The organism is Haloferax volcanii DS2 (assembly GCF_000025685.1).
Taxonomy (GTDB): domain Archaea; phylum Halobacteriota; class Halobacteria; order Halobacteriales; family Haloferacaceae; genus Haloferax; species Haloferax volcanii.
In genome coordinates this window covers 22,404-46,801 of sequence record NC_013967.1, presented here as the reverse complement: position 1 = coordinate 46,801, position 24,398 = coordinate 22,404, and the positions used below count along the sequence as shown (strand labels likewise).

At 67.4% G+C, this 24,398-nt stretch carries 24 protein-coding genes; 14 read left to right on the top strand and 10 right to left on the bottom strand.

The window, feature by feature from the left end; all coding sequences use genetic code 11:
• The first annotated feature begins 316 nt into the window (after positions 1–316).
• From lysW to argF, 7 genes are all read left to right on the top strand, one after another.
• Positions 317–496: a lysine biosynthesis protein LysW gene (lysW, locus tag HVO_RS04930; RefSeq protein ID WP_004045057.1), complete on the top strand. Its 180-nt coding sequence runs from the start codon at positions 317–319 to the stop codon at positions 494–496.
• Between the two features lies 1 nt (position 497).
• Positions 498–1,373, top strand: a complete 876-nt coding sequence (gene lysX / locus HVO_RS04925; protein ID WP_004045055.1) for a lysine biosynthesis protein LysX — start codon at positions 498–500, stop codon at positions 1,371–1,373.
• Positions 1,370–2,413 carry an N-acetyl-gamma-glutamyl-phosphate reductase gene (argC, locus tag HVO_RS04920; RefSeq protein ID WP_004045051.1) on the top strand — a complete coding sequence of 348 codons (1,044 nt, stop codon included), beginning with the start codon at positions 1,370–1,372 and terminating at the stop codon, positions 2,411–2,413. The genes lysX and argC overlap by 4 nt, the downstream gene beginning before the upstream one ends.
• A gap of 54 nt (positions 2,414–2,467) precedes the next feature.
• Positions 2,468–3,451: an acetylglutamate/acetylaminoadipate kinase gene (locus HVO_RS04915; RefSeq protein WP_004045050.1), complete on the top strand. Its 984-nt coding sequence runs from the start codon at positions 2,468–2,470 to the stop codon at positions 3,449–3,451.
• Positions 3,448–4,584 (top strand): aspartate aminotransferase family protein, encoded by a 1,137-nt coding sequence (locus HVO_RS04910; RefSeq protein WP_004045048.1) that lies wholly within the window; start codon positions 3,448–3,450, stop codon positions 4,582–4,584. Before HVO_RS04915 ends, HVO_RS04910 begins: the two co-directional genes overlap by 4 nt.
• Positions 4,581–5,726, top strand: a complete 1,146-nt coding sequence (locus HVO_RS04905) for a [LysW]-lysine hydrolase (RefSeq protein ID WP_004045045.1) — start codon at positions 4,581–4,583, stop codon at positions 5,724–5,726. The genes HVO_RS04910 and HVO_RS04905 overlap by 4 nt, the downstream gene beginning before the upstream one ends.
• Before the next feature lie 83 nt (positions 5,727–5,809).
• Positions 5,810–6,709 carry an ornithine carbamoyltransferase gene (argF, locus tag HVO_RS04900; protein ID WP_004045044.1) on the top strand — a complete coding sequence of 300 codons (900 nt, stop codon included), beginning with the start codon at positions 5,810–5,812 and terminating at the stop codon, positions 6,707–6,709.
• A gap of 36 nt (positions 6,710–6,745) precedes the next feature.
• Here the strand turns inward: argF and HVO_RS04895 are convergent, their stop codons facing one another.
• Positions 6,746–7,216, bottom strand: a complete 471-nt coding sequence (locus HVO_RS04895) for a DUF6789 family protein (protein ID WP_004045043.1) — start codon at positions 7,214–7,216, stop codon at positions 6,746–6,748.
• Between the two features lie 147 nt (positions 7,217–7,363).
• Here HVO_RS04895 and HVO_RS04890 point away from each other — a divergent pair, with 147 nt between their 5' ends.
• Together HVO_RS04890 and HVO_RS04885 are read left to right on the top strand one after the other, a co-directional pair.
• Positions 7,364–9,568, top strand: coding sequence for an ATP-dependent DNA helicase (locus HVO_RS04890; protein WP_004045042.1), 2,205 nt, complete (start codon positions 7,364–7,366; stop codon positions 9,566–9,568).
• A gap of 81 nt (positions 9,569–9,649) precedes the next feature.
• A complete protein-coding gene (locus HVO_RS04885; RefSeq protein ID WP_004045041.1) occupies positions 9,650–11,026 on the top strand; it encodes a cytochrome P450 in 1,377 nt (458 codons plus the stop codon).
• Between the two features lie 53 nt (positions 11,027–11,079).
• Here the strand turns inward: HVO_RS04885 and HVO_RS04880 are convergent, their stop codons facing one another.
• Together HVO_RS04880 and HVO_RS04875 are read right to left on the bottom strand one after the other, a co-directional pair.
• Positions 11,080–11,577, bottom strand: coding sequence for a 2'-5' RNA ligase family protein (locus HVO_RS04880; protein WP_004045040.1), 498 nt, complete (start codon positions 11,575–11,577; stop codon positions 11,080–11,082).
• A gap of 50 nt (positions 11,578–11,627) precedes the next feature.
• Positions 11,628–11,822: a DUF7554 family protein gene (locus HVO_RS04875; protein WP_004045037.1), complete on the bottom strand. Its 195-nt coding sequence runs from the start codon at positions 11,820–11,822 to the stop codon at positions 11,628–11,630.
• Between the two features lie 100 nt (positions 11,823–11,922).
• Between HVO_RS04875 and HVO_RS04870 the strand changes: the two genes are divergently transcribed.
• Together HVO_RS04870 and HVO_RS04865 are read left to right on the top strand one after the other, a co-directional pair.
• Positions 11,923–13,113: an SPFH domain-containing protein gene (locus tag HVO_RS04870; RefSeq protein WP_004045034.1), complete on the top strand. Its 1,191-nt coding sequence runs from the start codon at positions 11,923–11,925 to the stop codon at positions 13,111–13,113.
• A 450-nt stretch (positions 13,114–13,563) separates the two neighbouring features.
• A complete protein-coding gene (locus tag HVO_RS04865; RefSeq protein ID WP_004045032.1) occupies positions 13,564–14,058 on the top strand; it encodes an acyl-CoA thioesterase in 495 nt (164 codons plus the stop codon).
• Between the two features lie 27 nt (positions 14,059–14,085).
• Here HVO_RS04865 and HVO_RS04860 read toward each other — a convergent pair whose 3' ends face one another.
• The 4 genes from HVO_RS04860 to uvrB all read right to left on the bottom strand — a co-directional run bounded on the left by HVO_RS04860 (position 14,086) and on the right by uvrB (position 18,612).
• Positions 14,086–14,526 (bottom strand): universal stress protein, encoded by a 441-nt coding sequence (locus HVO_RS04860; RefSeq protein ID WP_004045027.1) that lies wholly within the window; start codon positions 14,524–14,526, stop codon positions 14,086–14,088.
• A 69-nt stretch (positions 14,527–14,595) separates the two neighbouring features.
• A complete protein-coding gene (locus tag HVO_RS04855; protein ID WP_004045023.1) occupies positions 14,596–15,681 on the bottom strand; it encodes a sulfite exporter TauE/SafE family protein in 1,086 nt (361 codons plus the stop codon).
• 408 nt (positions 15,682–16,089) lie between these two features.
• A complete protein-coding gene (locus HVO_RS04850; protein WP_004045021.1) occupies positions 16,090–16,509 on the bottom strand; it encodes an NUDIX hydrolase in 420 nt (139 codons plus the stop codon).
• A gap of 6 nt (positions 16,510–16,515) precedes the next feature.
• On the bottom strand, positions 16,516–18,612 hold the full coding sequence (gene uvrB, locus HVO_RS04845) for an excinuclease ABC subunit UvrB (RefSeq protein ID WP_004045019.1): 2,097 nt from the start codon (positions 18,610–18,612) through the stop codon (positions 16,516–16,518).
• Positions 18,613–18,700: 88 nt separating this feature from the next.
• Here uvrB and HVO_RS04840 point away from each other — a divergent pair, with 88 nt between their 5' ends.
• Entirely contained in the window at positions 18,701–18,970 is a 270-nt protein-coding gene (locus HVO_RS04840; RefSeq protein WP_004045016.1) for a DUF7553 family protein, read from the top strand.
• Positions 18,971–19,228: 258 nt separating this feature from the next.
• Here the strand turns inward: HVO_RS04840 and HVO_RS04835 are convergent, their stop codons facing one another.
• Positions 19,229–19,828, bottom strand: coding sequence for a hypothetical protein (locus tag HVO_RS04835; RefSeq protein ID WP_004045014.1), 600 nt, complete (start codon positions 19,826–19,828; stop codon positions 19,229–19,231).
• A gap of 179 nt (positions 19,829–20,007) precedes the next feature.
• Here HVO_RS04835 and HVO_RS04830 point away from each other — a divergent pair, with 179 nt between their 5' ends.
• Positions 20,008–21,450: a short-chain fatty acid transporter gene (locus tag HVO_RS04830; protein ID WP_004045012.1), complete on the top strand. Its 1,443-nt coding sequence runs from the start codon at positions 20,008–20,010 to the stop codon at positions 21,448–21,450.
• Between the two features lie 53 nt (positions 21,451–21,503).
• On the opposite strand, the gene HVO_RS04825 is transcribed toward HVO_RS04830, so the two are convergent.
• Positions 21,504–22,364: a sulfurtransferase gene (locus HVO_RS04825; RefSeq protein ID WP_004045008.1), complete on the bottom strand. Its 861-nt coding sequence runs from the start codon at positions 22,362–22,364 to the stop codon at positions 21,504–21,506.
• Positions 22,365–22,615: 251 nt separating this feature from the next.
• Here HVO_RS04825 and HVO_RS04820 point away from each other — a divergent pair, with 251 nt between their 5' ends.
• Positions 22,616–23,392 (top strand): sulfurtransferase, encoded by a 777-nt coding sequence (locus HVO_RS04820; RefSeq protein WP_004045005.1) that lies wholly within the window; start codon positions 22,616–22,618, stop codon positions 23,390–23,392.
• A gap of 9 nt (positions 23,393–23,401) precedes the next feature.
• Here the strand turns inward: HVO_RS04820 and HVO_RS04815 are convergent, their stop codons facing one another.
• Positions 23,402–24,292 (bottom strand): AI-2E family transporter, encoded by an 891-nt coding sequence (locus tag HVO_RS04815; RefSeq protein ID WP_004045004.1) that lies wholly within the window; start codon positions 24,290–24,292, stop codon positions 23,402–23,404.
• Positions 24,293–24,398 lie beyond the last annotated feature (106 nt).

Sequence of the window (24,398 nt, the reverse complement as noted above, 5' to 3'; positions counted from 1 at the left end):
GAACGCGAGACGCCCGCGGGCCCGCTCCGACGACCCCGAGCGGTCGCGCCGCGACGACCGGCGGGGCTCCGACGACCCCGACCGGAACCGCGGCGACGACGACCACGACCGACGCGGGGGACGGGTCGACCGGTCCGACGACCGGTCCCGTCTCCGGCGTCGAGTGAGCGTGGCACCCAAGCTCGACGCGTCGTTCGGTCGACCCGTATCGTCGGCCGATTCGACAGATAACACCCGTTAGAGACTTCTTTGCATTAATTTTCATCGCGTAATTTTCGACGGCTTTAATACCGTCCGTCGACCAGCCACGGATGTAATGAGCGACACCATCACCGCGGAAGACCCGCTGAGCGGAGAGGAAATCGAGCTGCCGGCCGACGTCGAAGTCGGTGAAATCATCGACAGCCCCGCCACGGGCGCAGAGTTGGAAGTCGTCTCTCTCGACCCCGTGACACTCGAAGAAGCGCCCGAACTCGAAGAGGACTGGGGAGAGTAAATTGCACGTTGGACTGCTCTATTCCCGGATTCGCCGCGACGAGAAGCTGCTTCTCAACGAGCTTCGCGACCGCGGCCACGAGGTGACGAAGATAGACGTTCGGAAAGAGCAGTTCGACCTCACGGAGCCGCCGGAATCGTTCGACGGACTCGACGTGGTGGTCGACCGCTGTCTAGCGACGAGCAGGAGCATCTACATCACGCGCTTCCTGAAGTCGTACGGAATCCCGGTCGTCAACTCCCACGAGACCGCCGACATCTGCGCCGACAAGGCGAAAAACAGCCTCGCGCTCGCGGACGCGGGCGTACCCACGCCGAACACGAAAGTGGCGTTCACGGTCGACTCGGCGATGGACATCGTCGAGGAGTTCGGCTACCCCTGCGTCCTCAAGCCGGTCGTCGGCTCGTGGGGTCGCCTGATGGCGAAAATAGACTCCGAGTCGGCCGCCGAGGCCATCCTCGAACACAAGTCGACGCTCGGCAACTACGAGCACAAGGTGTTCTACATCCAGGAGTTCGTCGAGAAGCCGGGCCGCGACATCCGCGTGCTCGCCACCGACGGCGAACCCGTGGCCGCGATGGTCCGCTCGTCGGACCACTGGCTCACGAACGCCGCGAAGGGCGCGAGCGTCGACGAGTTCGAACTCGACGACCGCGCGAAGGAACTCGTCAAGCAGGCGTCCGACGCGGTCGGCGGCGGCCTGCTCGGCGTCGACCTCATGGAGACGGGTGACGACTACACCGTCCACGAGGTCAACCACACCGTCGAGTTCAAGGCGCTCAACGACGCCGTCGAGGCGGACGTTCCCGCGACGGTCGTCGACTGGCTCGAAGCGAAGGCCGACGGCGCGCAGTCGCTGGCGGAGGTCTCGGCGTGAGCGACCAACTCACCGCGGGCGTCGTCGGCGGCTCCGGCTTCACCGGCGGCGAACTGCTCCGCCTGCTCGACGGCCACCCGAACTTCGAGGTCGAACAGGCGACGAGCCGCTCCTACGAGCGCAAGACCGTCGGTCACGTCCACCCGAACCTTCGTCACCTCGACCTCCGTTTCACCTCGCCGGAGGACCTCGAATCAGTCGACGTGCTGTTCACGGCGACGCCCCACGGCGTCTCGATGGAGCACATCGACGCCTTTCAGGACGCGGCGGACACCGTCGTCGACCTCTCTGCGGACTTCCGCCTCTCCGAGGCGGCGCAGTACGACGAGTGGTACGACGGCCACGTCTGCCCCGAGTATCTGGAGAAATCGGAGTACGCGCTCCCCGAACTGAACCGCGAGAACCTCCCCGGCGCGGACCTCATCGCCGCGGGCGGCTGTAACGCGACCGCGACGATTCTCGGCCTCAAGCCGCTTTTCGACGCCGGCATCCTCGCCGGCGACGAGCAGGTCGTCGTGGACGTGAAAGTCGGCTCGTCGGAGGGCGGCGCGGGCGCGAGCAAGGCGTCGTCGCATGCCGAGCGCTCGGGCATCGTCCGCCCCTACGCGCCGACCGGCCACCGCCACGAGGCCGAAATCGAGGAGTACCTCGGCCTCTCGGTCTCGTTTACCGTCCACGCGGTCGACATGGTCCGCGGCGCGGCGGCGACCTGTCACGTCTTCCCCGACGGCCCCGTCTCGAAGGGCGACATGTGGAAAGCGTTCCGCGGCTCCTACGGCGACGAACCGTTCGTGCGCACCGTCGCCGGCGGCGGCGGCGTCTACCGCTACCCGGAACCGAAGTCGGTCGCCGGGACGAACTACGGCGAGGTCGGCTTCGAAGTCGACCCCGGAAACCGACGACTCGTCGTCTTCTCGGCCATCGACAACATGATGAAAGGCTCCGCGGGGCAGGCGGTCCACGCCGCCAACATCGCGCTCGGGTTGGACGAGACCGCCGGACTCGACTTCACCGGCTTCCACCCCGTCGGCTCGCCCTGACCGCACCGCCCCCGAACGCTCGCCCCGACCCACGATTCACGCACCATTTCGACTATGACAGGATACACACGCGAGGAACTGCTCGCGGCACACGAACAGCTCGTCGACAACGAAGACAACCTCATCGCCGACGGCGGTATCGGAATCGGAGATTCCGGTACCTCGTCAGCGCTCCGCGCTGACGGGGGCAAGGAGCCGCCGGTCGTCGTGAAAATCGGCGGCGCGAAGGCCGTCGACCCGAAGGGAGCCGTCTCCGACGTGGCCCACCTCGTCGCCAACGGCACCGACGTGGTCGTCGTCCACGGCGGCTCGACCGCCGTCGACGAGACGCTCGAAGAACTCGGTGAGGAGCCGACGTACGTCGAGTCGCCCTCGGGCGTCTCCGGCCGCTTCACCGACGAGCGCGCCATGGAGGTCTTCTCGATGGTGATGCCCGGCAAGCTCAACACCGACCTGACCGCGCTGTTCCGCGAGGCGGGCGTCGACGCGCTCGGCCTCTCGGGCGTCGACGGCGGCCTCCTGACCGGGCCGCGCAAATCGGCCGTCCGCGTCGTCGAAGACGGCAAGAAGAAAATCAAGCGCGGCGACCACTCCGGGAAGATTACCTCGGTGAACGCGACGCTCCTCGAAACCCTCCTCGACGGCGGCTACACGCCCATCGTGACCGTTCCGATGCTCGCCGACGACGGCGTGCCGGTCAACGCCGACGCCGACCGCGCCGCCGCCGCGGTCGCGGGCGCGCTCGGCGCGAAACTCGTTGTCCTCACCGACGTGAAAGGCGTCTACGCCGACCCCGACGACGAGTCCACGCTCATCGAGACGGCCGACACGCCCGAGGAGTTCTCGGCGCTCGAATCGGCCGCTGAAGGGTTCATGACCAAGAAGGTCATGGCCGCGAAGGAGGCGCTCGACGGCGGGGCCGCCGAGGTCGTCGTCGCCGACGCGAACCTGAACGACCCCATCGTGACGGCGCTCAACGGCGGCGGCACACACGTGACGCCCGGCGCGCTGGTCGAAGCCGAGGGAGCCGAACAATGAGCGGCTTCGTCTTCAACGAGAAACCCATCGCCATCGAGTCCGGCGAGGGGTCGTATCTCTACTCGGACGACGGCACCGAGTACCTCGACTTCGGCGCGAGCTACGCCGTCGCGGCGCTCGGCCACTCCCATCCCGCTGTCACCTCCGCGATTCAGGAGCAGGCCGCGAAGCTGACCTACGTGCAGGCGTCGTACCCCGTCGAGGTCCGCACGGAACTGTACGAGAAGCTGGCGACGCTCGCGCCCGGCGACATCTCGAACGTCTGGCTCTGTAACTCCGGCACCGAGGCCAACGAGGCGGCGATGAAGTTCGCCCGCTCCGCGACCGGCCGCCAGAAAATCGTCGCCACGAAGCGCGCCTTCCACGGTCGCACCCTCGGGAGCCTCGCGCTCACGTGGAAACAGAAGTACAAGAAGCCCTACGAACCGGTCGCCGGCGGCGTGGAGTTCGTCAGCTACGGCGACGAAGCGGAACTCGCCGAGGCCGTCGACGACGAGACGGCCGCCGTGTTCTTAGAGCCGATTCAGGGCGAAGGCGGCATCAACCCCGCCGCGGCGGAGTACCTCCAGACCGCCCGCGACCTGACCGACGACGCCGGCGCGGCGCTCGTCTTCGACGAGATTCAGACCGGTATCGGTCGCACCGGGGCGCTGTGGGCCTGCGAGAACGCCGGCGTCGTCCCCGACATCCTCACGAGCGCGAAGGGCATCGCCAACGGCCTGCCGCTCGGCGCGACGCTCTGTGCCGACTGGATTGCGGACGGCGCGGCCTCTCACGGCTCGACGTTCTCCGGCGGTCCCGTAGTCTGTGCGGCGGCGAACGCCACCCTCGACACCATCGTCGAAGAGGACCTGCCCGGCCACGCGGCCGCGGTGGGCGACTACCTCACGACGGAGCTCGAAGCCGCCGTCGAGGAACACGACCTGCCGGTCCGCGAGGTCCGCGGCGACGGCCTCATGGTCGGCGTCGAGGTCAAACGCGGCGCGAACCGCACGCTGAAACACCTCGCGCTGTCCGAGCAGTTGCTCGCGCTCCCCGCGGGCCGGACGGTCGTCCGGTTCCTGCCGCCGCTCGTCATCGAGGAGGAACACGCCGACCGCGCGGTCGACGCCATGACGAACGTGTTATCATGAACGCCGAAATCGACCGCGAGGGACACGACGAGTCGGAGACCGAAGCGGAGTCGGCGGCCGAGACGGCGGCCGACACCGAGGTCGACGCGGACGCCGACACCGACGCTCTCGACGAGGGCGAGTGGGTCGACGCGCGCCACCTCCTCTACGACATGGTCTCGACGCCCTCGGTGTCGGGCGACGAGGAGGCGGCCGCCGAGGTCCTGAAGGCGTTCTTCGAGGCGCACGACCGCGAGGTCTGGATAGACGAGGTCGGCAACGTCCGCGCGCCCGCCGACGACGCGGTGCTTCTCACCTCCCACGTCGACACCGTCCCCGGCGACGTGCCGGTGAAGGTAGAAGACGGCGTGCTCTGGGGTCGCGGCAGCGTCGACGCGACCGGCCCGCTCTGTACGATGGCCGCGGCGGCCGTCGAGACGGGCGTCTCGTTCGTCGGCGTCGTCGGCGAGGAGACCTCCTCGCGCGGCGCGTGGCACCTCGTGGAGGACCGCGAGGAGCCCGACGCGGTCGTCAACGGCGAGCCCTCGGGCTGGGACGGCGTCACGCTCGGCTACCGCGGGTTCCTCTCCGGGACGTACATCTCGACGAGCGAACTGGGTCACTCCTCGCGCCCCGAGGAGAACGCCATCCAGTCCGCGGTCGCGTGGTGGTCCCGCGTGGCCGACTTCTTCGACGAGGACCGCGACGGCGTCTTCGACACGGTGACGACCAAGCCCGTGACGTTCGACGGCGGCCCGACGGAAGACGGCCTCGCGGTCGAGGCGACGGTGGACGTGCAGTTCCGCGTCCCGCCACGGCTCTCCATCGACGACGTGCGCGAGGTCGCGGAAAGCGAACTCACCCGCGGCGGCGTCCACTGGAACAAGCCCATCCCGCCGGTCATGATGAGCCCCCGCACCGACGTGGCGCGGGCGTTCCGCGTCGCCATCCGCAACGTCGGCGGCGTGAAGCCCCGGCTCCTCCGCAAGACCGGGACCAGCGACATGAACATCTTCGCCGGGACGTGGGACTGCCCGATGGCGACCTACGGCCCCGGCGACTCCGACCTCGACCACGCTCCGAACGAACATCTCGACCTCGCCGAGTTCGACAGCGCAATCGACGTGCTCGTCGACGTCTGCGAGCGCCTCGCGGACGACTGAGGCGGACGGCGACGGAGGCGAACGGCGACGACGACCAGACACCCGAGACGACGAACCGACACGGAGACACGACACACGACACAATGCTCGAAACCACCCACTTCACCGACATCGACGACATCAGCGCATCGGAGTTAGACCGCGTCCTCACCCGCGCCGCCGACATCAAGTCCGGCGACGACGAGACGCAGCTCACCCGAGCGACGCTGGCGATGCTCTTCGAGAAGCCGAGTACCCGGACGCGTGTCTCCTTCGAGACGGGGATGACCGAACTGGGCGGCCACGCGCTGTTCCTCGGCCCCGAGGACATCCAGCTCGGCCACGGCGAGCCGCTTTCGGACACCGCGCGCGTGCTGGGTCGCTACGGCGACGCCATCATGGTCCGCCTATTCGACCACGAGGACCTGCTCGAAATCGCCGAACACTCCGACGCGCCGGTCATCAACGGTCTGACCGACGACGCCCATCCCTGCCAGACGCTCGCCGACCTGCTCACCATCCGCGAGCACGTCGGCGACTTCGACGAGGTGCAGGCCGCGTGGGTCGGCGACGGCAACAACGTCGGCCAGTCGTTCGTCCTCGGCTGCGCGATGGCCGGGATCGACCTCACCGTGGCGACGCCGCCGGCGTACGGCGTCGACGACGACGTGCTCGAGAAGGCGGCGGAACTCGGCTCGACGCCGACGATTACGACCGACCCCGAGGAGGCCGTCGCGGACGCGGACGTGGTCTACACCGACGTCTGGATTTCGATGGGTCAGGAGGACCAGCGCCACGAGAAACTGCAGGCGTTCGAGGGATTCCAACTCAACGAGGACCTGCTTTCGAGCACCGACGCGAAGGTCATGCACTGCCTGCCGGCCCACCGCGGCGAGGAGATTACCGGCGACGTGCTCGAAGACGAGCGCTCGCTCGTCTGGGACCAGGCGGAGAACCGCCTGCACGCCCAGAAAGGGCTCATCGTCGAACTGCTCGAAGAATAGTCCGGGTCTGCAGCGGTCGCCGCTCTTTTCAGCGTCTCAGAAGACGCCGTCGAGCGCGGGGTACGACGCCCCGAGGACGGCCCCGTAGACGACGTGGCCGACGAGGCTCGTCACGTTCACGTTCGGGAGCGGCGGGTTCGCGGGCGAGCCGACCGCACCGAGCCACACGGGCATTACCAAGACGGCGAGGACGACCCAGAGGACGACGCCGTAGCCGACGCCCGCTCCGAGCGACCTGAGCGAACCGTCGAGGTCGAAGTCGAGGGCGCTCACGAGGCCGGCGAACGCGACGCCGAGAATCGCGCCGTGGGCGACGTGGATTGTGAAGCCGGCGGCCCCGCCCGTCAAGCCGTACATCGAGGGAATGGCGACTTCGAGGACCGGCCGCATCTGGACGACCATCATCGCTCCCATGACGACGGCGGCGAGCGAGCCGGCGGCGACGCCGGTGCGCCAAGAGGTGGCCGTCGTCGATTCGAGTCGTGTCGTGGCTGTTTCAGAGGCCATGGTTAGCGTGCCAACGTCTGGCACGATAACGGTCACTCGGACGGGCGGCACCGCCGCACCGCAGGGGTACCATTATACCGGACCTGTCGAGTCCGGCGGTGTCGGGGGGTCCGAGCCTTTTAATCGGATGGCGGCCGAGATTCTCCCGTGGCCCACGCCAACGGCGCACCCGACGACGGCGACGCGGACGGAGCGTGGCGGTTCTTCCCGTACGACGAGCCGTACCCGAATCAGGAGGCGGCGATGTCCGGCATCGCCGACGCGCTCGACGACGAGCGGAACGTCCTCCTCGAAGGGGCGACCGGGACCGGGAAGACCATCTCCGCGCTCGTGCCCGCGCTCTCGTACGCCCGCGAGCACGACAAGACGGTCGTCATCACGACGAACGTCCACCAGCAGATGCGCCAGTTCGTCGAGGACGCCCGCGCCATCACCAGAGAGGAGGCCATCCGCGCGGTGGTGTTCCGCGGGAAGTCCTCGATGTGCCACATCGACGTGGGTTTTCAGGAGTGTCAGACCCTCCGCGATACGACCCGGAGCATCGTCGAAAAGGAGTCCGACAAGGCCGAACTCTCCGAGCAGACGCAGTCGCTCCTCGACGGGATCCGAGAGGGTGAGTCCGGCGCGGCCGACGCGCGAAGCGCCGTCACGGACGAACTCGACGCCATCGACGACGAGTTGGCGGAGTTGAAGGAGGGCAACTACTGCGAGCACTACTACAACAACCTCACGCGGAACACAGACGAGTTCTTCCAGTGGCTGTTCGACGACGTGCGGACGCCCGATGAGATTTTCGAGTACGCGGGCAAGCAGAACCTCTGCGGCTACGAACTGCTCAAGGAGGGCATGGAGGGCATCGACCTCGTCGTCTGCAACTACCACCACCTGCTCGACCCGATGATACGCGAGCAGTTCTTCCGGTGGTTGGACCGCGACCCCGACGACGTGATTACGGTGTTCGACGAGGCGCACAACATCGAGGGCGCGGCCCGCGACCACGCGAGTCGCGCGCTCACCGAGAACACGCTCGAAAGCGCGATGACCGAGTTGGAAGACGAAGACGACTCGCGGGCCGAGAGCGCCCGCAACGTCATCGGAACGTTCCTCGACGCGCTGCGCGACAGCTACGAATCGGCGTTCGGCTTCGGCGAGCGCGAGCAGGTCGGTGAGAACTGGTACGACCTCTCTATCGCCAGTCAGGGTCGTCGCGACGACCTGACGATGGAGTTCCTACAATCCTACGAGGGCCGCGGCATCGACGTGGAGGTCGAACTCGCGCTCCAGTTGGGCAAGCAGTTAGACGAGCAGTACGAAGACGCGTACAAGAACGGCGAGGCGACGACGCGCAAGGAGTGCCAGACGCTCCAGGCGGCGAACTTCATCGCCGACTGGACGGAGCTGGGCGACGAACTCGGCCGCCACCCGGTGCTGTCGGTCCGCCGCGACGGCGGCACCGACGAGATTTACGGCCGCGCGGAACTGTACACCTGTATCCCGCGGGAGGTCACGAAGGAGCTGTTCGAGGAGGTTCACGCGAGCATCCTGATGTCGGCGACGCTCCGCCCGTTCGACGTGACGGAAAGCACGCTCGGCCTCGACGACCCGGTGACGATGGCCTACGGCCTCGAATACCCCGAGGAGAACCGCCGGACGTTTTCGGTCTCGCTGCCCGCGCTGTTCTCCTCCGAGCGCGACGACCCCGGCACACAGGAGACGGTCGAGGAGGTGCTCGCGGACGCCGCCGGCTTCACGCCGGGGAACACGCTCGCGTTCTTCCCGTCGTACGCCGAGGCCGAGCGCTACCACGAGCGCCTGCGGGCGAACCCGAACGTCGACGCGGAGCTGTTTTTAGACGAACCGGGCGTCCGCGCCGAGGAGATGCGCCGGGAGTTCGTCGCCGAGGACGGCGCGGTGCTTCTCACCTCGCTGTGGGGGACGCTCGCGGAGGGGGTGAGCTTCGACGGCGACGACGCCCGAACGGTCGTGGTCGTCGGCGTACCCTACCCGCATCTCTCCGAGCGATTGGAGGCGGTACAGGACGCCTACGACCGCGTCTACCGTCGGAAAAAGGACGCCGGCTGGCGCTACGCCGTCGAGATTCCGACGATTCGAAAGACCCGACAGGCGCTCGGCCGGGTCATCCGCGCGCCCGACGACTTCGGTGTCCGCGTGCTGGCCGACAAGCGGTACACCCGCGAGAGCACCTCGATGGGGAAGTACGGCGTCCGCGGGTCGTTCCCGGTCGAGGAACGCTCCGAGATGGTCGATATCGCGCCGAACAAACTCAAGTTCGCGATGCTGAACTTCTACACCGACCACGACGCCTACGACGGCGACCCGCCGCGGCCCTGAGCCTGAGCGGGTCGCGCTCGGCGCGGAAAAGCCGGTCGCGACCGCCGTGCGATTCTTACCTGTTCGAACCAACACAGGGTGATGAGTGCGACCCCTCCCGGCCCGAAGGGCCTCCCGTTGTTCGGCGCGAGCAGACAGTACGCCCGCGACCCGTTTACGTTCCTAACGGCCGTCGCGGACGCCTACGGCGACGTGGTCCACTTCGACCTCGGCCCGCTCGACACGTACATGCTCACGAACCCGGCGGACGTCGAGACGGTGCTCGTGAGCGAGGCGTCGAAGTTCAGAAAGCCGCAGTTCCAAGACCGCGCCATCGGCGACCTGCTGGGCGACGGCCTGCTGATGAGCGAGGGCGCGACGTGGAAGAGACAGCGCCAGCTCGCCCAGCCGGCGTTCGACGTGCGGCGCATCTCGACGATGGCCGGCATGATGACCGACCGGACGGAGTCGATGCTGTCGTCGTGGGGCGACGGCGACGTGGTGGACGTGCAACTGGAGATGGCGCGGCTGACCGTCGAGATAATCGTCGACGCCATGTTCGGCACCGACCTCGACGACGAGCGCATCCGGCGGGTACAGGAGAACCTCGAACCGCTCGGCGCGCGGTTCGAACCCGACCCGCTTCGGTTCCTGACGCCCGACTGGGCACCGACGCGGGAGAACCGCGAGTACAAGCAGGCGCTGTCCGAACTCGAATCGCTCGTCTGGGACATCGTCGAGGAGCGCCGCGGGACCGAGTACGGCGAGACGCCGGCGTCGTCAGTGCCGGCCGACGCGACGGGCGAGGAGCGGCCGATGGACCTGCTTTCGATTCTGCTCCGCGCCTACGACGAGGGCGAGCAGACGGAAGAGAACCTCCGCGACGAGCTGATGACGATGCTCCTCGCGGGCCACGACACGACGGCGCTGACGCTGACGTACGCGTGGTATCTGCTCTCGCAACACCCCGAGGCGGAGGCGAAGCTCCACCGCGAACTGGACGAGGTGCTCGGCGGGCGGACGCCGACGTTCGAGGACGTGCGACAGCTGGAGTACACAGAGCGCGTGCTGAACGAAGCGATGCGGCTGTATCCGCCGGTGTACGTCATGTTCCGCGAGCCGAAGGTGGACGTTCGCCTCGGCGGCTACCGCGTTCCCGCGGGGTCGGCCATCATGCTCCCGCAGTGGGTCGTCCACCGCTCGGAGCGCTGGTGGGACGACCCGTTGGAGTTCGACCCGGACCGCTGGGCACCCGAGCGGGCCGGCGACCGCCCGCGCTTCGCGTACTTCCCGTTCGGCGGCGGGCCGCGCCACTGCATCGGCAAGCACCTCTCGCTGCTCGAAGGGCGGCTCATCCTCGGCACCGTCGCCCAGCGGTACGAACTCGACTACGTCCGCGACGAGCCGTTCTCGCTCCGCGGGTCGCTGACGATGCATCCGGAGGAGCCGATGGGGATGCGGCTCCGGGCGCGCGACTGACGGCGCGACCAGCGGACACGGGCGCACCGCCGACGCCGGTCGAACCCTCGCCGTCAGGCCGGGAGCGAAATCGAGGCCGTGGTCTCGCGGAACGACGAGTCGTAGATATCGAGCTGCGAGACGGTCCACTCGATGGGGTCGAGCGGTTGGCTCGCGACCGCGCGGGCGTCCGCGACGCTGCCGCCGCGAGCGAGCGTGACGTGCGGGACGTAGTCGTCGCCCTCGATTCCCTCGATAGCGCCGAAATCGTCGGTGAGCGTCCGGTGGAGGTCGAGAAGGCCGGGGCTGTCGACCGCGAGGTAGACGACCGGCGCGGCTCCGCGGGGCGGCTCCTCGAAGAATCGGACGTCAGTGACGCGGGCTTCGAACGCCGGTTGGCCGGCGAGCGCGCGCCGCAACTGTTCGCGGAGGCGGTCGAGGTCGGCGTCTTCGAACCGCTTGCAGACGAGCGTGTGCCGGTCGCGAACCCGGTCGAACGGGGCGAGATACGGAAACAGGTCGGACGCGAGGCGGGCGACCCGCCCCGGAACCGGGACGTTCAGACTGTACACGCCCGTGTCTCACGCGAGAGACACAAAGGCGTATCGTCGCCGCGGGAACGTCAGATTCGGTCGAGCAGCCAGAGGACGATGAGCGCCGCGACGACGAGTCCCAAAAGCGGCTGGAGTGGGCCGAGCAGCGCACCGAACAGCCCGAGCACCTCGCCGATGATTTCGAGGACGAGCCAGACGAGGACGAGCAGGAGGATGATTTTCAGCAGGTCCTCCACGTCGATTCGGCCGCGGTTCGTTCGCATACCGGGGCGTGGGGCGTTCGCGGACAAATAGTTGGTGGCCGGGTGAGTGGGTAGGTGAGTAGCCGGCTAGCTTTATTCCGTCTCGGTGTCACTCTCCACCATGGACAGCCTGTTCTACCAGCTCGGGAAGCTCTCGGCGTCCTCCTCGTCGTCTTCGTCGTCGGGCGCGGAGCGGGTCGACAGCGACCCCGGCCGACTCCCGCGGTGGCTCGCCCCCCTCGCGGTCGCGGTGGTCGTCTTCGGCCTCGCGGTGGTCGTCTTCCCCGTCACGCCGCTGACGCTCGCGGGCTACGTCGTCCTCGCGCTCGCCGTCGCCGCGGTGTACGATGCGGTCGAAATCGTGCAGGCGTACGAAAAGCGGACGCTCACCGTGTTCGGGGACTACAAGGGCATCCTCGAACCGGGGCTGAACGTCGTCCCGCCGTTCGTCTCGAAGACCTACCGCTTCGACATGCGGACCCAGACGCTCGACGTGCCCTCCCAAGAAGCCATCACGGAGGACAACTCGCCGGTCACGGCCGACGCGGTGGTCTACATCCGCGTGATGGACCCCGAACGCGCCTTCCTGCAAGTCGACAACTACCGCCGGGCCGTCTCGCTGCTCGCCCAGACGACGCTCCGAGCCGCCCTCGGCGACATGGAACTCGACGACACGCTGGCGCGCCGCGACCACATCAACGCGCGCATCCGCCGGGAACTCGACGAGCCGACCGACGAGTGGGGCGTCCGCGTGGAGTCCGTCGAGGTCCGCGAGGTGAAGCCCTCGAAGGACGTCGAGAACGCGATGGAACAGCAGACCTCCGCCGAGCGCCGCCGCCGGGCCATGATTCTCGAAGCGCAGGGTGAACGTCGCTCCGCCGTCGAGAAGGCGGAGGGCGACAAGCAGTCGAACATCATCCGCGCTCAGGGCGAAAAGCAGTCGCAAATCCTCGAAGCGCAGGGCGACGCCATCTCGACGGTGCTTCGGGCCCGCGCGGCGGAGTCGATGGGCGAGCGCGCCATCATCGACAAGGGCATGGAGACGCTGGCGAACATCGGCACCTCGCCGTCGACGACGTACGTCCTGCCGCAGGAGCTCACGTCGCTGCTCGGCCGCTACGGCAAGGGGCTGTCCGGCTCGGACGTACAGCAGGCGGCGGGACTCGAAAGCAAGGCGTTCGACGAGGAGACCCGCGAACTCCTCGGCCTCGACGACATCGGCGAGATACTCGGGGAGTTGGACGGCGTCGAGACGGCCGATATCTCCGCGGACGCGGTCGACATCGAAATCGAAGACGGCGGCGTCGAGTGAGCGAAAATCGAAGGCGCGAATCAGTCGGAGACCCGTCCGACGCACCGGGGGCCGGTGCAGCGTCGTGTCCGGTCTGCGGGGGCGACCGGCGCGAGTCCCGTCGTCCGACCGTCGCGGTTCGGTGAGGCGCGAGGCGGACGTGAGACGGGAGCGGCTCGGTGCGTCGACTCTCGGGTCGCGGTTGATTTCCCGCCCGTCCGGTCGAACGAGAGTCGGAACCCTCCGGGAACGTCCTCCCGAACGCGGACGAGAGACGGGCGTCGGCGTCCCACCACCGGTCTGCGGTTCGCGCAGACACCATTCGATACGCAATAAACACTATTAATTGTCTAGGTTGTCGAAACGTGCGGGCGTTCACCGACCAATCGACAACCCGAGCGATTAATCGCCTTTATTTCTATTTTTCAAGAGGTAGAATAATTTAACCACGTCCGACTCTGACGGTGTGGCATGCAACAGCAATCGTCGGTCGAGACGCGGTCGTTGTCGGCGTCTCGCGCCGAGATGAGCGAGATTCTGATGCCCAACGACACGAACAACCTCGGACGCGCCCTCGGCGGGCGGATTTTAGAGTGGATGGACGTCTGCGGGGCCATCGCCGGGCGGCGCTTCGCCGAGCGGCAGGTGGTCACGGCGTCGATGGACCACGTGGACTTCCTCGCGCCCATCGACGTGGGCGACGTGGTGACCGTCGAGGCGTACGTCTTCGACACCGGCCGCACCAGCATGGACATCAAGGTGGACGTGACCGCCGAGCGCCCGAGCGAGGGCGACCGCCGCGAGACGCTCACCTCCTTTTTCACCTTCGTCGCGCTCGACGACGACGAGAAGCCGGTTCCGGTCCCGGACCTCGTCTGCGACTCCCAAGAGGAGCGCGAACTGCGCGACGCGGCGCTCCAGAAGCGCCGCGAACACCGCGCCGCGCTGGCAGAAGAGTTCGAGTAACGCGGCCCGCGAGCGAGCCGCGGGTGTTTATTCTTCGTCCGCCGCGCGGACGGTCAACACCGGCGCGTCCGACTGCCGGACGACGCGCTCGGTGACGGAGCCGACGAGGTAGTGGTCGAGACCGGTGCGGCCGTGGGTCGCCATCACGACGAGGTCGATGTCGCCGTCGGCGGCGTAGTCGACGATAGTCGAGTGCGGCACGCCCTCCACGACGATGCGTTCGGTCTCGACGCCCTCGGGGAGCGCCTCGATTGCGGCGTCGGCCGCCGACTCCGCGCGGTCGAGTTCGGATTTTTCCCACACGTCCGGCGCGATGCCGGCCGAGGGCGACTCGAAGCGGTTGCGCGAATCGGCCACCGACAGCACGTGGACCGTCGCGCCGTAGGTCTCCGCGAAGGTCGCCGCGTGTTCGATGGTCGCGTCGGTCGCGTCGCTGCCGTCGGTCGGAAGCAGGATGTGGTCGTACATGGGTGAGCGTTCAGAATCGAGGACTGTGAAAGTGGTGCCAGTGGGGGTGGTTCGGGTGGTCGTGAGTCGTTAGATACCCAGCGCCATCAGGAACAGCGCCAGCGAGATGACGGCGAAGAGGACGCCGACGAAGTTCTTGATGACGCTGGTCTCCAGCGCGTTCGACACGTAGGGCGCGATTTGGCCGCCGAGGACCGTCGCGGGGACGGTGAAGACGACCATGTTCCACGGCGTCGTCGCGAGGCTCAGCGAGTGGCCGCCGACGAGGCCGCCGCCGAAGACGTGGACGAGCGACGCCAAGATGGCGGTCAGCGCGACCACGATGTGGTTCGTGCCGATGGCGACGCGAACGGGGACTTTCGTGCCGAGCATCGAGATGATGCCGAGTTCACCGATACCGAAGCCGGCGAGGCCCTGGAACATCCCACCGACGCTGTAATTGGCGAAGCGACGCAGGTAGCCGCCGCGGGTGTAGGTGTAGTCGTCACCGTCGCGGTCGACGCGGGTGACGGTCCCGTCGTCGGCCGTGTTGACGCCCGCGGGACCGAGCTTACCGGGGTCGTTGGGGAGGCTCGCGGAGACGGTGCCGCCGTCGGTGGCCGCGGCGTGGTCGGTGTCCGACGAGCCGGGTTCGTCGTGGCCGAGGTCGGCGTTGAACAGCAGGTAGGACGCGGCGAGCAGCGCGATTCCGAGCAGCGCGTGGAACACCACGTCGGGGATGACGAACGACAGGAGCGCGCCGCCGACGACGAACGGAATCGAGCCGCCGACGAGCGTCAGCGCCAGTCGCCGGTCGACGAGGCCGTACTGGATGAAAGCGACGGCCGAACTGGAGAGGCCGAACGCCTCGCTGATGAGGCCCACTTTCACCAGCGTCGACGAGTCGAGCGGGTGCGCGAAGATGGGGAAGATGAAGATGAGGAACGGGACGAAGAGCGCCGACCCGCTGATGCCGACCGTGTTCACGATGGTCGCGCCGGTGAGGAACACCGGGAACAGCCACCAGTACTGGAGCCAGTACTCCATGCCTACACCCGACGGCGTCGGTGCCATGGTGAACACCGAGGCGAGGAACAGCAGGGGAGCGATGAACACGAGGATGTGTTGGTACTTCAGGAACGACTTCTGGACGTGACTGAGAGACTGAGAGCTCATGGTTCTCGTTGTTATCAGTACGCAGTAGCGTTCGCTTGCACTCGCGTGGAGTGGCACGTCGAAAACAGCCCGTTCGCCGAGTCATCAGCGGCACCGACCCGCGCGTGTTCACCGTCTCCCGAGGATGCGACCGCGTCGCACGCCGGATGGGCCGGCGTGCGGTGGTCGCCCGAACTATCGAGCACTCCGTGCTCGAATCCGCGGACCATTCAGGTAATGCCTCCGTTGGGGTAGGCGTGGTGAACGGTGTGGGTTGCAGGCTCGTCCGCCGAGGTGCGGATCACGGTGGAACGGGCATAGCGAAGTCGGAGTAATAAGTCTTGATGTCGACCCACTGATTTGGGTACGGACCACACACCGACGCGCGTCGAAAAACCAGTAACATGTGTTTCTATCCAAAATCTGCGCTCACTCGTTGAGTTCGAACGCCCGTCTGACCAGCGCCCGTTCGGTCTCATAGGTAAGCCGTTGGAGGGCTTCGACCGGGGTAACCCACTGGCGCGCGTCCACCTCGGCGTCGGGCTCGAACTGGTGCTCGTCGACGACGCGCATGTGCCAGACGAACACGCCCTTCGGCCCGCTCCGTGTCCCCGCGTCGTCGGGAACGCGGTACTCGTAGCGCCCGGCGAACCGGCCGCAGTCGACCTCGCATCTCGTCTCCTCGCGGACCTCTCTGACGGCGGTCTCGACCAGCGTCTCGCCGGGTTCGAGTTTCCCCTTCGGGAGCGACCAGTCGTCGTAGCGCGGCCGGTGGACGAGACAGAGTCGGCCGTCGTCGCGGCGGAGAAGCCCGCCGGCCGCGAACGTCAGGGTCGGTGGTGAGGACACGACCGATCAGAACTCGTCCGGGGGCGTCAGGCCGTCGTCGGCCTCGCCGTCGTGTTCGTCGGGGTACTCGGGCGCGACGCCGTCTTCGAGCGCGTCCACGTCGAACTCGCGGCGGAGGTTCTGGATGCGGTCGCGGATGTCGGCGGCGAGTTCGAACTCGAGGTTGTCGGCGGCCTCCTGCATCCGGTCTTCGAGGAAGGCTATCTGTTCCACCGCCTCGTCGGCGTCGGCGGGTTCGTCGCCGGAGACGCCGCGGGTGTCGGTCTTGCTCCCCGGCAGGTTCGTCTCGCCGACCTCCTTTTCGATGGTCGTCGGCGTGTAGCCGTGTTCCTCGTTGAACTCCTGTTGGATGCGGCGGCGGCGCTGCGTCTCGGAAATGGCTGCCTCCATCGCGTCCGTCATCTCGTCGGCGTAGAGCACGACCTCGCCGTTGACGTTGCGGGCGGCGCGACCCATCGTCTGGACGAGCGTGGTCTCGGAGCGCAGGAAGCCCTGCTGGTCGGCGTCGAGGATGGCGACGAGCGAGACCTCCGGGATGTCGAGGCCCTCCCGGAGGAGGTTGATGCCGACGAGCACGTCGATGTCGCCGAGGCGGAGCGACCGGATGAGTTCGTGGCGTTCGAGCGTGTCGGTCTCGTCGTGCATGTAGGCCACGTCGACGCCGGCCTCTTCGAGGTACTCGGTGAGGTCTTCGGCCATCCGCTTCGTGAGCGTCGTGACGAGCACGCGCTCGTCGCGGTCGATGCGCTCGTCGATGCGGGCCATCAGGTCGTCGACCTGTCCGGTCGCCTCCGTCACCTCGACTTTCGGGTCCACGAGGTGGGTCGGCCGGACGATTTGCTCGACGATTTGGTCGGAGTGCTCGCGCTCGTAGTCGCCGGGCGTCGCGGAGGCGAAAAGCGTCTGCCCGACGGTCTCTTCGAACTCCTCGAAGGTGAGCGGGCGGTTGTCGTAGGCCGTCGGCAGGCGGAAGCCGTTTTCGACGAGCGAGTCCTTTCGGGACTTGTCGCCGGCGTACTGGCCCTTAATCTGCGGGAGCGTGACGTGCGACTCGTCGATGACGGTGAGGAAGTCGTCGGGGAAGTAGTCCAGAAGCGTGTAGGGCGCGTCGCCGGGTTCGCGGTCCGAGAGGTGGACCGAGTAGTTCTCGATGCCGGAGCAGTGACCCGTCTCGCGGAGCATCTCGATGTCGAAGGTGGTGCGCTCTTCGATGCGCTGGGCGGCCACGAGGTCGCCCTGTCGCTGGAAGTGCTTCACCCGCTGTTCCATCAGTTCCTCGATTTCCGAGATTGCGCCTTCGAGCTGCTCTTCGGGGATGGAGTAGTGCTCCGCCGGGTGGACGAGCACCGCCGGCTCCGACGACTTCACCTCGCCCTCCAGCGGGTCGAGCTTCAGCATGCGGTCGATTTCGTCGCCCCAGAACTCGATGCGGACGGCGTAGCGGCCGTACATCGGGAACACCTCGACAGTGTCGCCGCGGACGCGGAACGTTCCCTGCCGGAAGTCCACGTCGTTGCGCTCGTAGTTGAGGTCGACGAGGGCGCGGAGCAGTTCGTCGCGGTCCATCCCCTGGCCGACCTCCAGCCGGAGGGACATGTCGGTGTAGTTTTTCGGGTCACCGAGGCCGTAGATGGCCGACACCGAGGCGACGACGATGACGTCGTCGCGGGTGAGAAGCGACCGGGTCGCGGAGTGGCGGAGCCGGTCGATTTCCTCGTTTATCGACATGTCCTTGTCGATGTAGGTGTCGGTCTGTTCGATGTACGCCTCGGGCTGGTAGTAGTCGTAGTAGGAGACGAAGTACTCGACCGCGTTGTCGGGAAAGAGGCCCTTGAACTCCTCGTACAACTGGGCGGCGAGCGTCTTGTTGTGCGCGAGGACGAGCGTCGGCTTCTGAATCTCCTCGACCACCCACGAGACGGTGTTGGTCTTGCCGGAGCCGGTGACACCGAGCAGGGTCTGTACGTCGGCACCCTCGCGGAAGCCGCGGGCCAGCGCCTCGATTGCCTCGGGTTGGTCGCCCGCGGGGTCGAAGGGGGCGTCGACGCGGAATTCGCGGTCTGCGTCGGGTCTGTCGGCGGACAGGGGACCGGACTCGCTCATTGCCCGTCGTTGGGTCGCGGCGTACTTGAGCGAGGCGGTGCTTGTCGCCGGAGGAACGGTTTTGTGGCGGGCTATCGAACGTTCCCGTATGACGAGAGCCGAACTCGAACGCGCGAGCAACCTGCTCAAGGACGCCGCCGAGGCGACCGAGGGCGACGTGCAGGAGCGACTCTACGAACAGTCCGACCAGCTGGCGACGCTGGCGACGCGCGAGCAGGGGCCGGACCACGGGCGACTCGCCCGGCACATGACGGTCCTTCACGACCTCGCCGAGGACCTCGACGGCGACGCGGCCGAGACGGTCCGCGAGGCCCGAAGCGAAGTCCTCGAATACCGCAAGGGCGTCCCCGGCGTCTGACGACCGGCGGACATACCCCCTCGTTTCTACTGGAACTCACTCACATACGCCGCGCGTCGGTGCTGTCAGCACTGGGCGAACGAAGATACAAGTTCCGAGCATAACGCACAGCGAGCCAGGCCGAAGTCGAGTCTCGCGGCTGTTTTCCCCACCGTGAGGCGCGCTGCGTCTCACGAGCCGTCGTTCCGCTACCGTTCACGGAGACGGTTTACTCCGGGTGGGTCGCCAACGGCGACCCTCTGTGAGTGAAAAGGGGGCTTAGCAGACGTTCTTCGGCTTGACGCCCATGCCTTCCAGCGTCTCGACGTACTCGTCGTAGGCGGCTTCGACCACCGCGTCGGCGGCCTCGCGGGCGACTGCGTCGTCGTCGACGAGGTCGGAGACGGCGGCTTCGAGCGTGTCGAGTTGGTCGTTGAGATCGGATTTGAGCGTGCGGAAGTCGTTGGCGGCCATCGGGTCCGCGTCGCCGACGAAGAAGCCGACCATCTGCTCGACGGTCTTCAGCGACACGAGCGCGCGGGCGAGCGCGCCGCCGAGGCGGCCGTCGGTCGTCTCGAACTCGGCGAGCACGTCGTAGACGTTCGGCTTCGAGCCGTCGGACTCCGCGCCGACGGTTTCGGCGTGCTCCCGGGCGGTGTCGGCGAGGTCCGAAAACAGCGCGGCGGCCTCGTCGTTCGGTTCGTCGTCTGCCCACCAGTCGAACAGGTCGGCGGCGGCCGCGGCCTCGGCGGCGGCCGCGGCGCGGACCGCGTCGCCGTCCATCTCGCCGCCGGTGACGGCGTACAGCGCCTTCGAGGAGCCGAGTCGGGAAAGCGGCGTCTCGTGGTCGTCGCGGAGGGTGTCGAGGAGTTCGGACATACGCCCCGTATGTCCGTCTCGGGTTTGTACCCATCGGCGGCGGCGAGTCCGGCGCGGGTCTGTGACGACCCGACCCCAGACGACGACCGGCGTGTCGGCCGGTTCGTGACATTCTACCGAATCGAACTAGCAGGAATATTAAACATTATATATTGTATTATCATGAGGTTATCCGAGCTATGACAAACGCTATCAGGCAGGCGGCGGAGCGCAGTTCGAAACTGGTCGAACAGTACCTCCCCGACGCGTTCCTGTTCGCCATCATCCTGACCGGAGTGGCGTTCGTGCTGGCGCTGGTGTCGGTCGCGCCGGCCGAGGGGGTCGGCATGGTGGGGCACGCCGGAAACCTGCTTCTCGACGGCTGGTACGGGGGCTTCTGGAACCTGCTTTCGTTCGGGATGCAGATGACGCTCATCCTGATGACGGGCTACGCGCTCGCGCAGACGAAGCCCGTGGACTGGCTCTTGACACGACTTGCGGGCGTCCCGAACACCGAACGGGGCGCGGCCGCGATGGTTCCGGTCGTCGCCGCCGGGGCGTCGTTCGTCCACTGGGGCCTCGGCCTCGTCGTCGGGGCGCTGTTCGCCCGGAAGATAGCGACCGAGATGCGCGGCATCGACTTCCCCATCGTCGTCGCCGGGGCGTACTCCGGGTTCGTCGTCTGGCACGGCGGTCTCGCGGGGTCGATTCCGCTCCTGTTGAACACCGAGGGGAACTTCCTCATCGAGGCGGGCATCCTCGACACGACGTTCGGCACCGGCGGGACCATCTTCACGGTCGCCAACCTCGTGTTGGTCGTCGCGGTCGGCTTCCTCTTCCTGCCGGCGCTGTTCGCGCTCATGTACCCGACCGACGACGCGAAGAAGACGCCCATCGACCCCGCGGCGTTCGAGACGGCGACCGACGGCGGCGAGCAGGCGACCGGCGGGTGGGCCTCCACGGCCGTCCCCGACGACGCCTCGCTCGCGACGCGCATCGAGCACTCGCTCGGCATCGGCGTGGCAATCGGCGTCGTCGGCCTGCTCGCGGTCGCCCTGTACTTCTGGGAGGGCGTCCAGAACGGGACGATGCCGTGGAACAATCTCAACCTGAACATCGTCAACTTCGGTTTCCTCTTTCTCGGCGTGCTGTTCCACGGGACGCCCAAGGCGTACATCGAGGCCGTCGTCGAGGCCGTCGAGAACGTCTGGGGAATCATCCTCCAGTTCCCCTTCTACGCGGGCATCATGGGCATCATGGCCTACGCGCCGGAGGGCTCCGTCAGCCTCGCCACGCAAATCGCACAGGGCATGGTCGCCGTCGCGCCCGACGGGACGCTCCCGGCCTTTGCCTTCTTCACCGCCGGCCTCGTGAACTTCTTCGTCCCCTCCGGCGGGGGCGAGTGGGCCGTCATCGGCGAGACGCTCGTCACGGCCGCGAAGGCGTCCGGCGAGTCCATCCCGCGGGTCGCCGTCGCCGCCTCGTGGGGCGACGCGTGGACCAACATGATTCAGCCCTTCTGGGCCATCCCGCTGCTCTCCATCAGCGGCCTGTCGGTCCGCGACATCATGGGCTACTGCGTGATGGTGCTTCTCGGCGCGGGCGTACTCGTCGCCGTCGGCATCAGCGTCCTGCCGATGTGAACCCCAAAAAGAACCGGTCGGTCGGTATCGAAACGAACTGAGGCCGAGGCGGCTCAGTTACCCTTCTCGACGGGCGCGCCGACGAGGTTGCCCCACTCCGTCCACGAGCCGTCGTAGTTGGTGACGTTCTCGTAGCCGAGGAGTTCGTGAAGGGCGAACCACGCGATGGACGAGCGCTCGCCGATGCGGCAGTAGGCGATGGTGGACTCGTCGCCTTCGATGCCCTGGTCCGCGTAGAGGTCGCGGAGTTCGTCGGCAGACTTGAAGGTGCCGTCGTCGTTGACGGTCGCGGCCCACGAGATGTTGCTCGCGCCGGGGATGTGGCCGCCGCGCTGGGCGGTCTCCTGCAGTCCCGGGGGCGCGAGAATCTCGCCGGAGAACTCTTCGGGCGAGCGAACGTCGACGAGGGGAAGACCCTTGTCGACCGCCTTCTCGACGTCGTCGCGGTACGCGCGGATGTCCTCGAAGGGACCCTTGGCGCTGTAGTCTTGCTCCGGGAAGGACGGGATTTCGTCGGTCGTCGGATAGTCGTTGTCGACCCAGTAGTCGCGGCCGCCGTTCATCAGGTGAACGTTCTCGTGGCCGTAGTACTTGAACTGCCAATAGGTGTAGGCGGCGAACCAGTTGGAGTTGTCGCCGTAGAGGACGACCGTAGAGTCCTCGGAGATGCCGTGGGAGCCGAGGAGGTCCTCGAAGTCCTCCTTGGTCAGCACGTCACGGGTCGTCTGGTCCTGCAGCTGGGACTCCCAGTTGAACCCGATGGCACCGGGGGCGTGACTCTCGTCGTACGCCTCGGTGTCCACGTCCACTTCGACGAGTCGGTACGCCGGGTCGTCGCTCTGGAACTCGTCGAGGTGGCTCTCCACCCAGTCCGCAGAGACGAGTACGTCCTTCGCGTAATCGGAGTTTGACATCGCGTTTCACCGTACAACAGGAAGGCCCATAACTCTCACAGCGACGGCATGTACGGCCTGACCTCGGGTGATGCGGCAATATTAGCCTGAGTATGCCCCGAGAGACGACGAAAGGGATTCAGAGAACGGCCGTCTCGGTGGGTTTCAGTCCGGTATCCAACGGAACCAGCAACAACATCCGCTACCCCGGACATGGGGCGAGGGGTGCGAGGAGGGGCGGACCTAAATCCGCGGCCCGGAAACGTGGGGGCATGGTAGACGTGGTCTCTCCGACGTGGCTCGCGGACCGACTCGACGACGTGCGCGTGGTGGACGTGCGCGACGGCTGGGAGTTCGACGGCATCGGACACCTCCCCGGCGCGGTGTCGATACCCTTCGACGAGTTCCGAAGCGCCGACGGCGACGTGGGGATGCTTCCCGGCCGCGACGCGTGGACCGACCTCCTGTCGGGCGCGGGCGTCGCGGCCGACGACGACGTGGTCGCCTACGACGACACCCACGGCGTCTTCGCCGCGCGCTTTCTCGTGACCGCGCTCCTCTACGGCCACGACCCCGACAGGCTCCACCTCCTCGACGGCGACTTCAGCGCGTGGAACCGCGAGCGCGAGACGACGACCGAGGCGAGCGAGGTCGCGGGAACGGTCTACGAGATAACCGAGCCGGCCGAGACGCCGCTCGTGGATTTCGAGGCCGTCGAGGCCGCGCTCGACGACCCCGAGACCGTCATCGTGGACACCCGCGACCCCGCGGAGTATGACGAGGGGCACCTCCCCGGCGCGGTCAACCTCGACTGGCGCGAACTCGTCGACGACGAGACGCGCGGGCTGAAACCGCGGGACGAACTCGACGCGATTCTGGACGCCGTGGGCGTCACCCCGGACCGGCGGGTCGTCCTCTACTGCAACACCGCCCGGCGCATCAGCCACACCTACGTCGTGCTCTCTCACCTCGGCTACGACGACGTGGCGTTCTACGAGGGCAGCCTCACCGAGTGGGAGGAGCGCGACGGCGCGGTCGTCGAGGGCTGACGAGCGAGGTTACGGCTGACTCGGGTCGACCGAGTCGTCCGCGGACTCGTCGCGCTCGTCGCCGTCACCACCCACGTCGTCGACGCGTAACTCCGCGCCGAGCAGGTCGACCGACTCCGCGAGGAGCGCGACGACGAGCGCGGCGGCGACGACGTCGCCGACGGCGGCGTGGTAGGCGGCCATCGCCGCGAGCAGGACGCTCGGGCCGACGATGGGGATGAACTGGAGAACGGCCGCGACTGTCGCGAGCGTGACGACGTAGTCGTAGCCGAGCGCCCAGAAGACGACGAGGCCGATGGCGAACGTGCCGACGGCGGTCGCCGCCTGCAAGACGTAGATAGCGAACAGCGTCTCGCGAGCCCGCTCGTTGAGCGCCGTCGCCGCGCCCCGGTAGTCGGCCGGGACCAGCGCGGGGAGCGTCCGCCCGACCGCGTCGCCGCTGAGGAGCAGCGCGAACACGAGGAAGCCGAACAGCGTGAGTTTGATGAGGACCACGGGCGCGGCGGTGGCGGCGGTGCGGCCGACCGACCGGAGCAGACCGAGACCGACCGCGACCACGTCGTCCAGCGTCACCGTCTCGACCATCCCGAGGAACTCGATAGTCACCACGTCGGGGAGGAGCGCCGCGAGTTCGAGGATGTCACTCAGGCGGAGAAAGAGGATGACGACGAGCGGCGCGAGCACGACGCCGACGCCGACCGCCGCGACGACGGTGGCGGCGAGGCTGGCGACCCACCGGGAGGCCCCGCACGCTTCGAGGCGTCGCCTGAGCGGGACGAGCAGGTAGGCGACGGTGATGGCGAAAAACACCGTCGCCAGCACGTCTACGAGCAGGACCGCCGCGAGGAGCGCAAAGAGGGCGAACACGCCGCCGAGGACGTACGGGCGAGAAGCAGTCATCGCCCGTGATACTCTCGCTGACGGTAAAGCCGTTCTCCCGTGACAACCCTCGAAACCGACTGATTCGGCCGTTTACCCGGCCCCGCGAACATCACGCCCGTTAAGT

What these genes read in the sequence shown, in the direction of transcription:
- HVO_RS04835 (WP_004045014.1), bottom strand. Translation starts at nt 19,828, where the DNA reads ATGTCCGAACTCCTCGACACCCTCCGCGACGACCACGAGACGCCGCTT.
- lysW (WP_004045057.1), top strand. Translation starts at nt 317, where the DNA reads ATGAGCGACACCATCACCGCGGAAGACCCGCTGAGCGGAGAGGAAATC.
- HVO_RS04895 (WP_004045043.1), bottom strand. Translation starts at nt 7,216, where the DNA reads ATGGCCTCTGAAACAGCCACGACACGACTCGAATCGACGACGGCCACC.
- HVO_RS04905 (WP_004045045.1), top strand. Translation starts at nt 4,581, where the DNA reads ATGAACGCCGAAATCGACCGCGAGGGACACGACGAGTCGGAGACCGAA.
- HVO_RS04840 (WP_004045016.1), top strand. Translation starts at nt 18,701, where the DNA reads ATGACGAGAGCCGAACTCGAACGCGCGAGCAACCTGCTCAAGGACGCC.
- argF (WP_004045044.1), top strand. Translation starts at nt 5,810, where the DNA reads ATGCTCGAAACCACCCACTTCACCGACATCGACGACATCAGCGCATCG.
- uvrB (WP_004045019.1), bottom strand. Translation starts at nt 18,612, where the DNA reads ATGAGCGAGTCCGGTCCCCTGTCCGCCGACAGACCCGACGCAGACCGC.
- HVO_RS04865 (WP_004045032.1), top strand. Translation starts at nt 13,564, where the DNA reads ATGCAACAGCAATCGTCGGTCGAGACGCGGTCGTTGTCGGCGTCTCGC.
- HVO_RS04855 (WP_004045023.1), bottom strand. Translation starts at nt 15,681, where the DNA reads ATGAGCTCTCAGTCTCTCAGTCACGTCCAGAAGTCGTTCCTGAAGTAC.
- HVO_RS04885 (WP_004045041.1), top strand. Translation starts at nt 9,650, where the DNA reads ATGAGTGCGACCCCTCCCGGCCCGAAGGGCCTCCCGTTGTTCGGCGCG.
- HVO_RS04915 (WP_004045050.1), top strand. Translation starts at nt 2,468, where the DNA reads ATGACAGGATACACACGCGAGGAACTGCTCGCGGCACACGAACAGCTC.
- HVO_RS04875 (WP_004045037.1), bottom strand. Translation starts at nt 11,822, where the DNA reads ATGCGAACGAACCGCGGCCGAATCGACGTGGAGGACCTGCTGAAAATC.
- HVO_RS04825 (WP_004045008.1), bottom strand. Translation starts at nt 22,364, where the DNA reads ATGTCAAACTCCGATTACGCGAAGGACGTACTCGTCTCTGCGGACTGG.
- HVO_RS04815 (WP_004045004.1), bottom strand. Translation starts at nt 24,292, where the DNA reads ATGACTGCTTCTCGCCCGTACGTCCTCGGCGGCGTGTTCGCCCTCTTT.
- HVO_RS04830 (WP_004045012.1), top strand. Translation starts at nt 20,008, where the DNA reads ATGACAAACGCTATCAGGCAGGCGGCGGAGCGCAGTTCGAAACTGGTC.
- HVO_RS04910 (WP_004045048.1), top strand. Translation starts at nt 3,448, where the DNA reads ATGAGCGGCTTCGTCTTCAACGAGAAACCCATCGCCATCGAGTCCGGC.
- HVO_RS04820 (WP_004045005.1), top strand. Translation starts at nt 22,616, where the DNA reads ATGGTAGACGTGGTCTCTCCGACGTGGCTCGCGGACCGACTCGACGAC.
- HVO_RS04860 (WP_004045027.1), bottom strand. Translation starts at nt 14,526, where the DNA reads ATGTACGACCACATCCTGCTTCCGACCGACGGCAGCGACGCGACCGAC.
- HVO_RS04870 (WP_004045034.1), top strand. Translation starts at nt 11,923, where the DNA reads ATGGACAGCCTGTTCTACCAGCTCGGGAAGCTCTCGGCGTCCTCCTCG.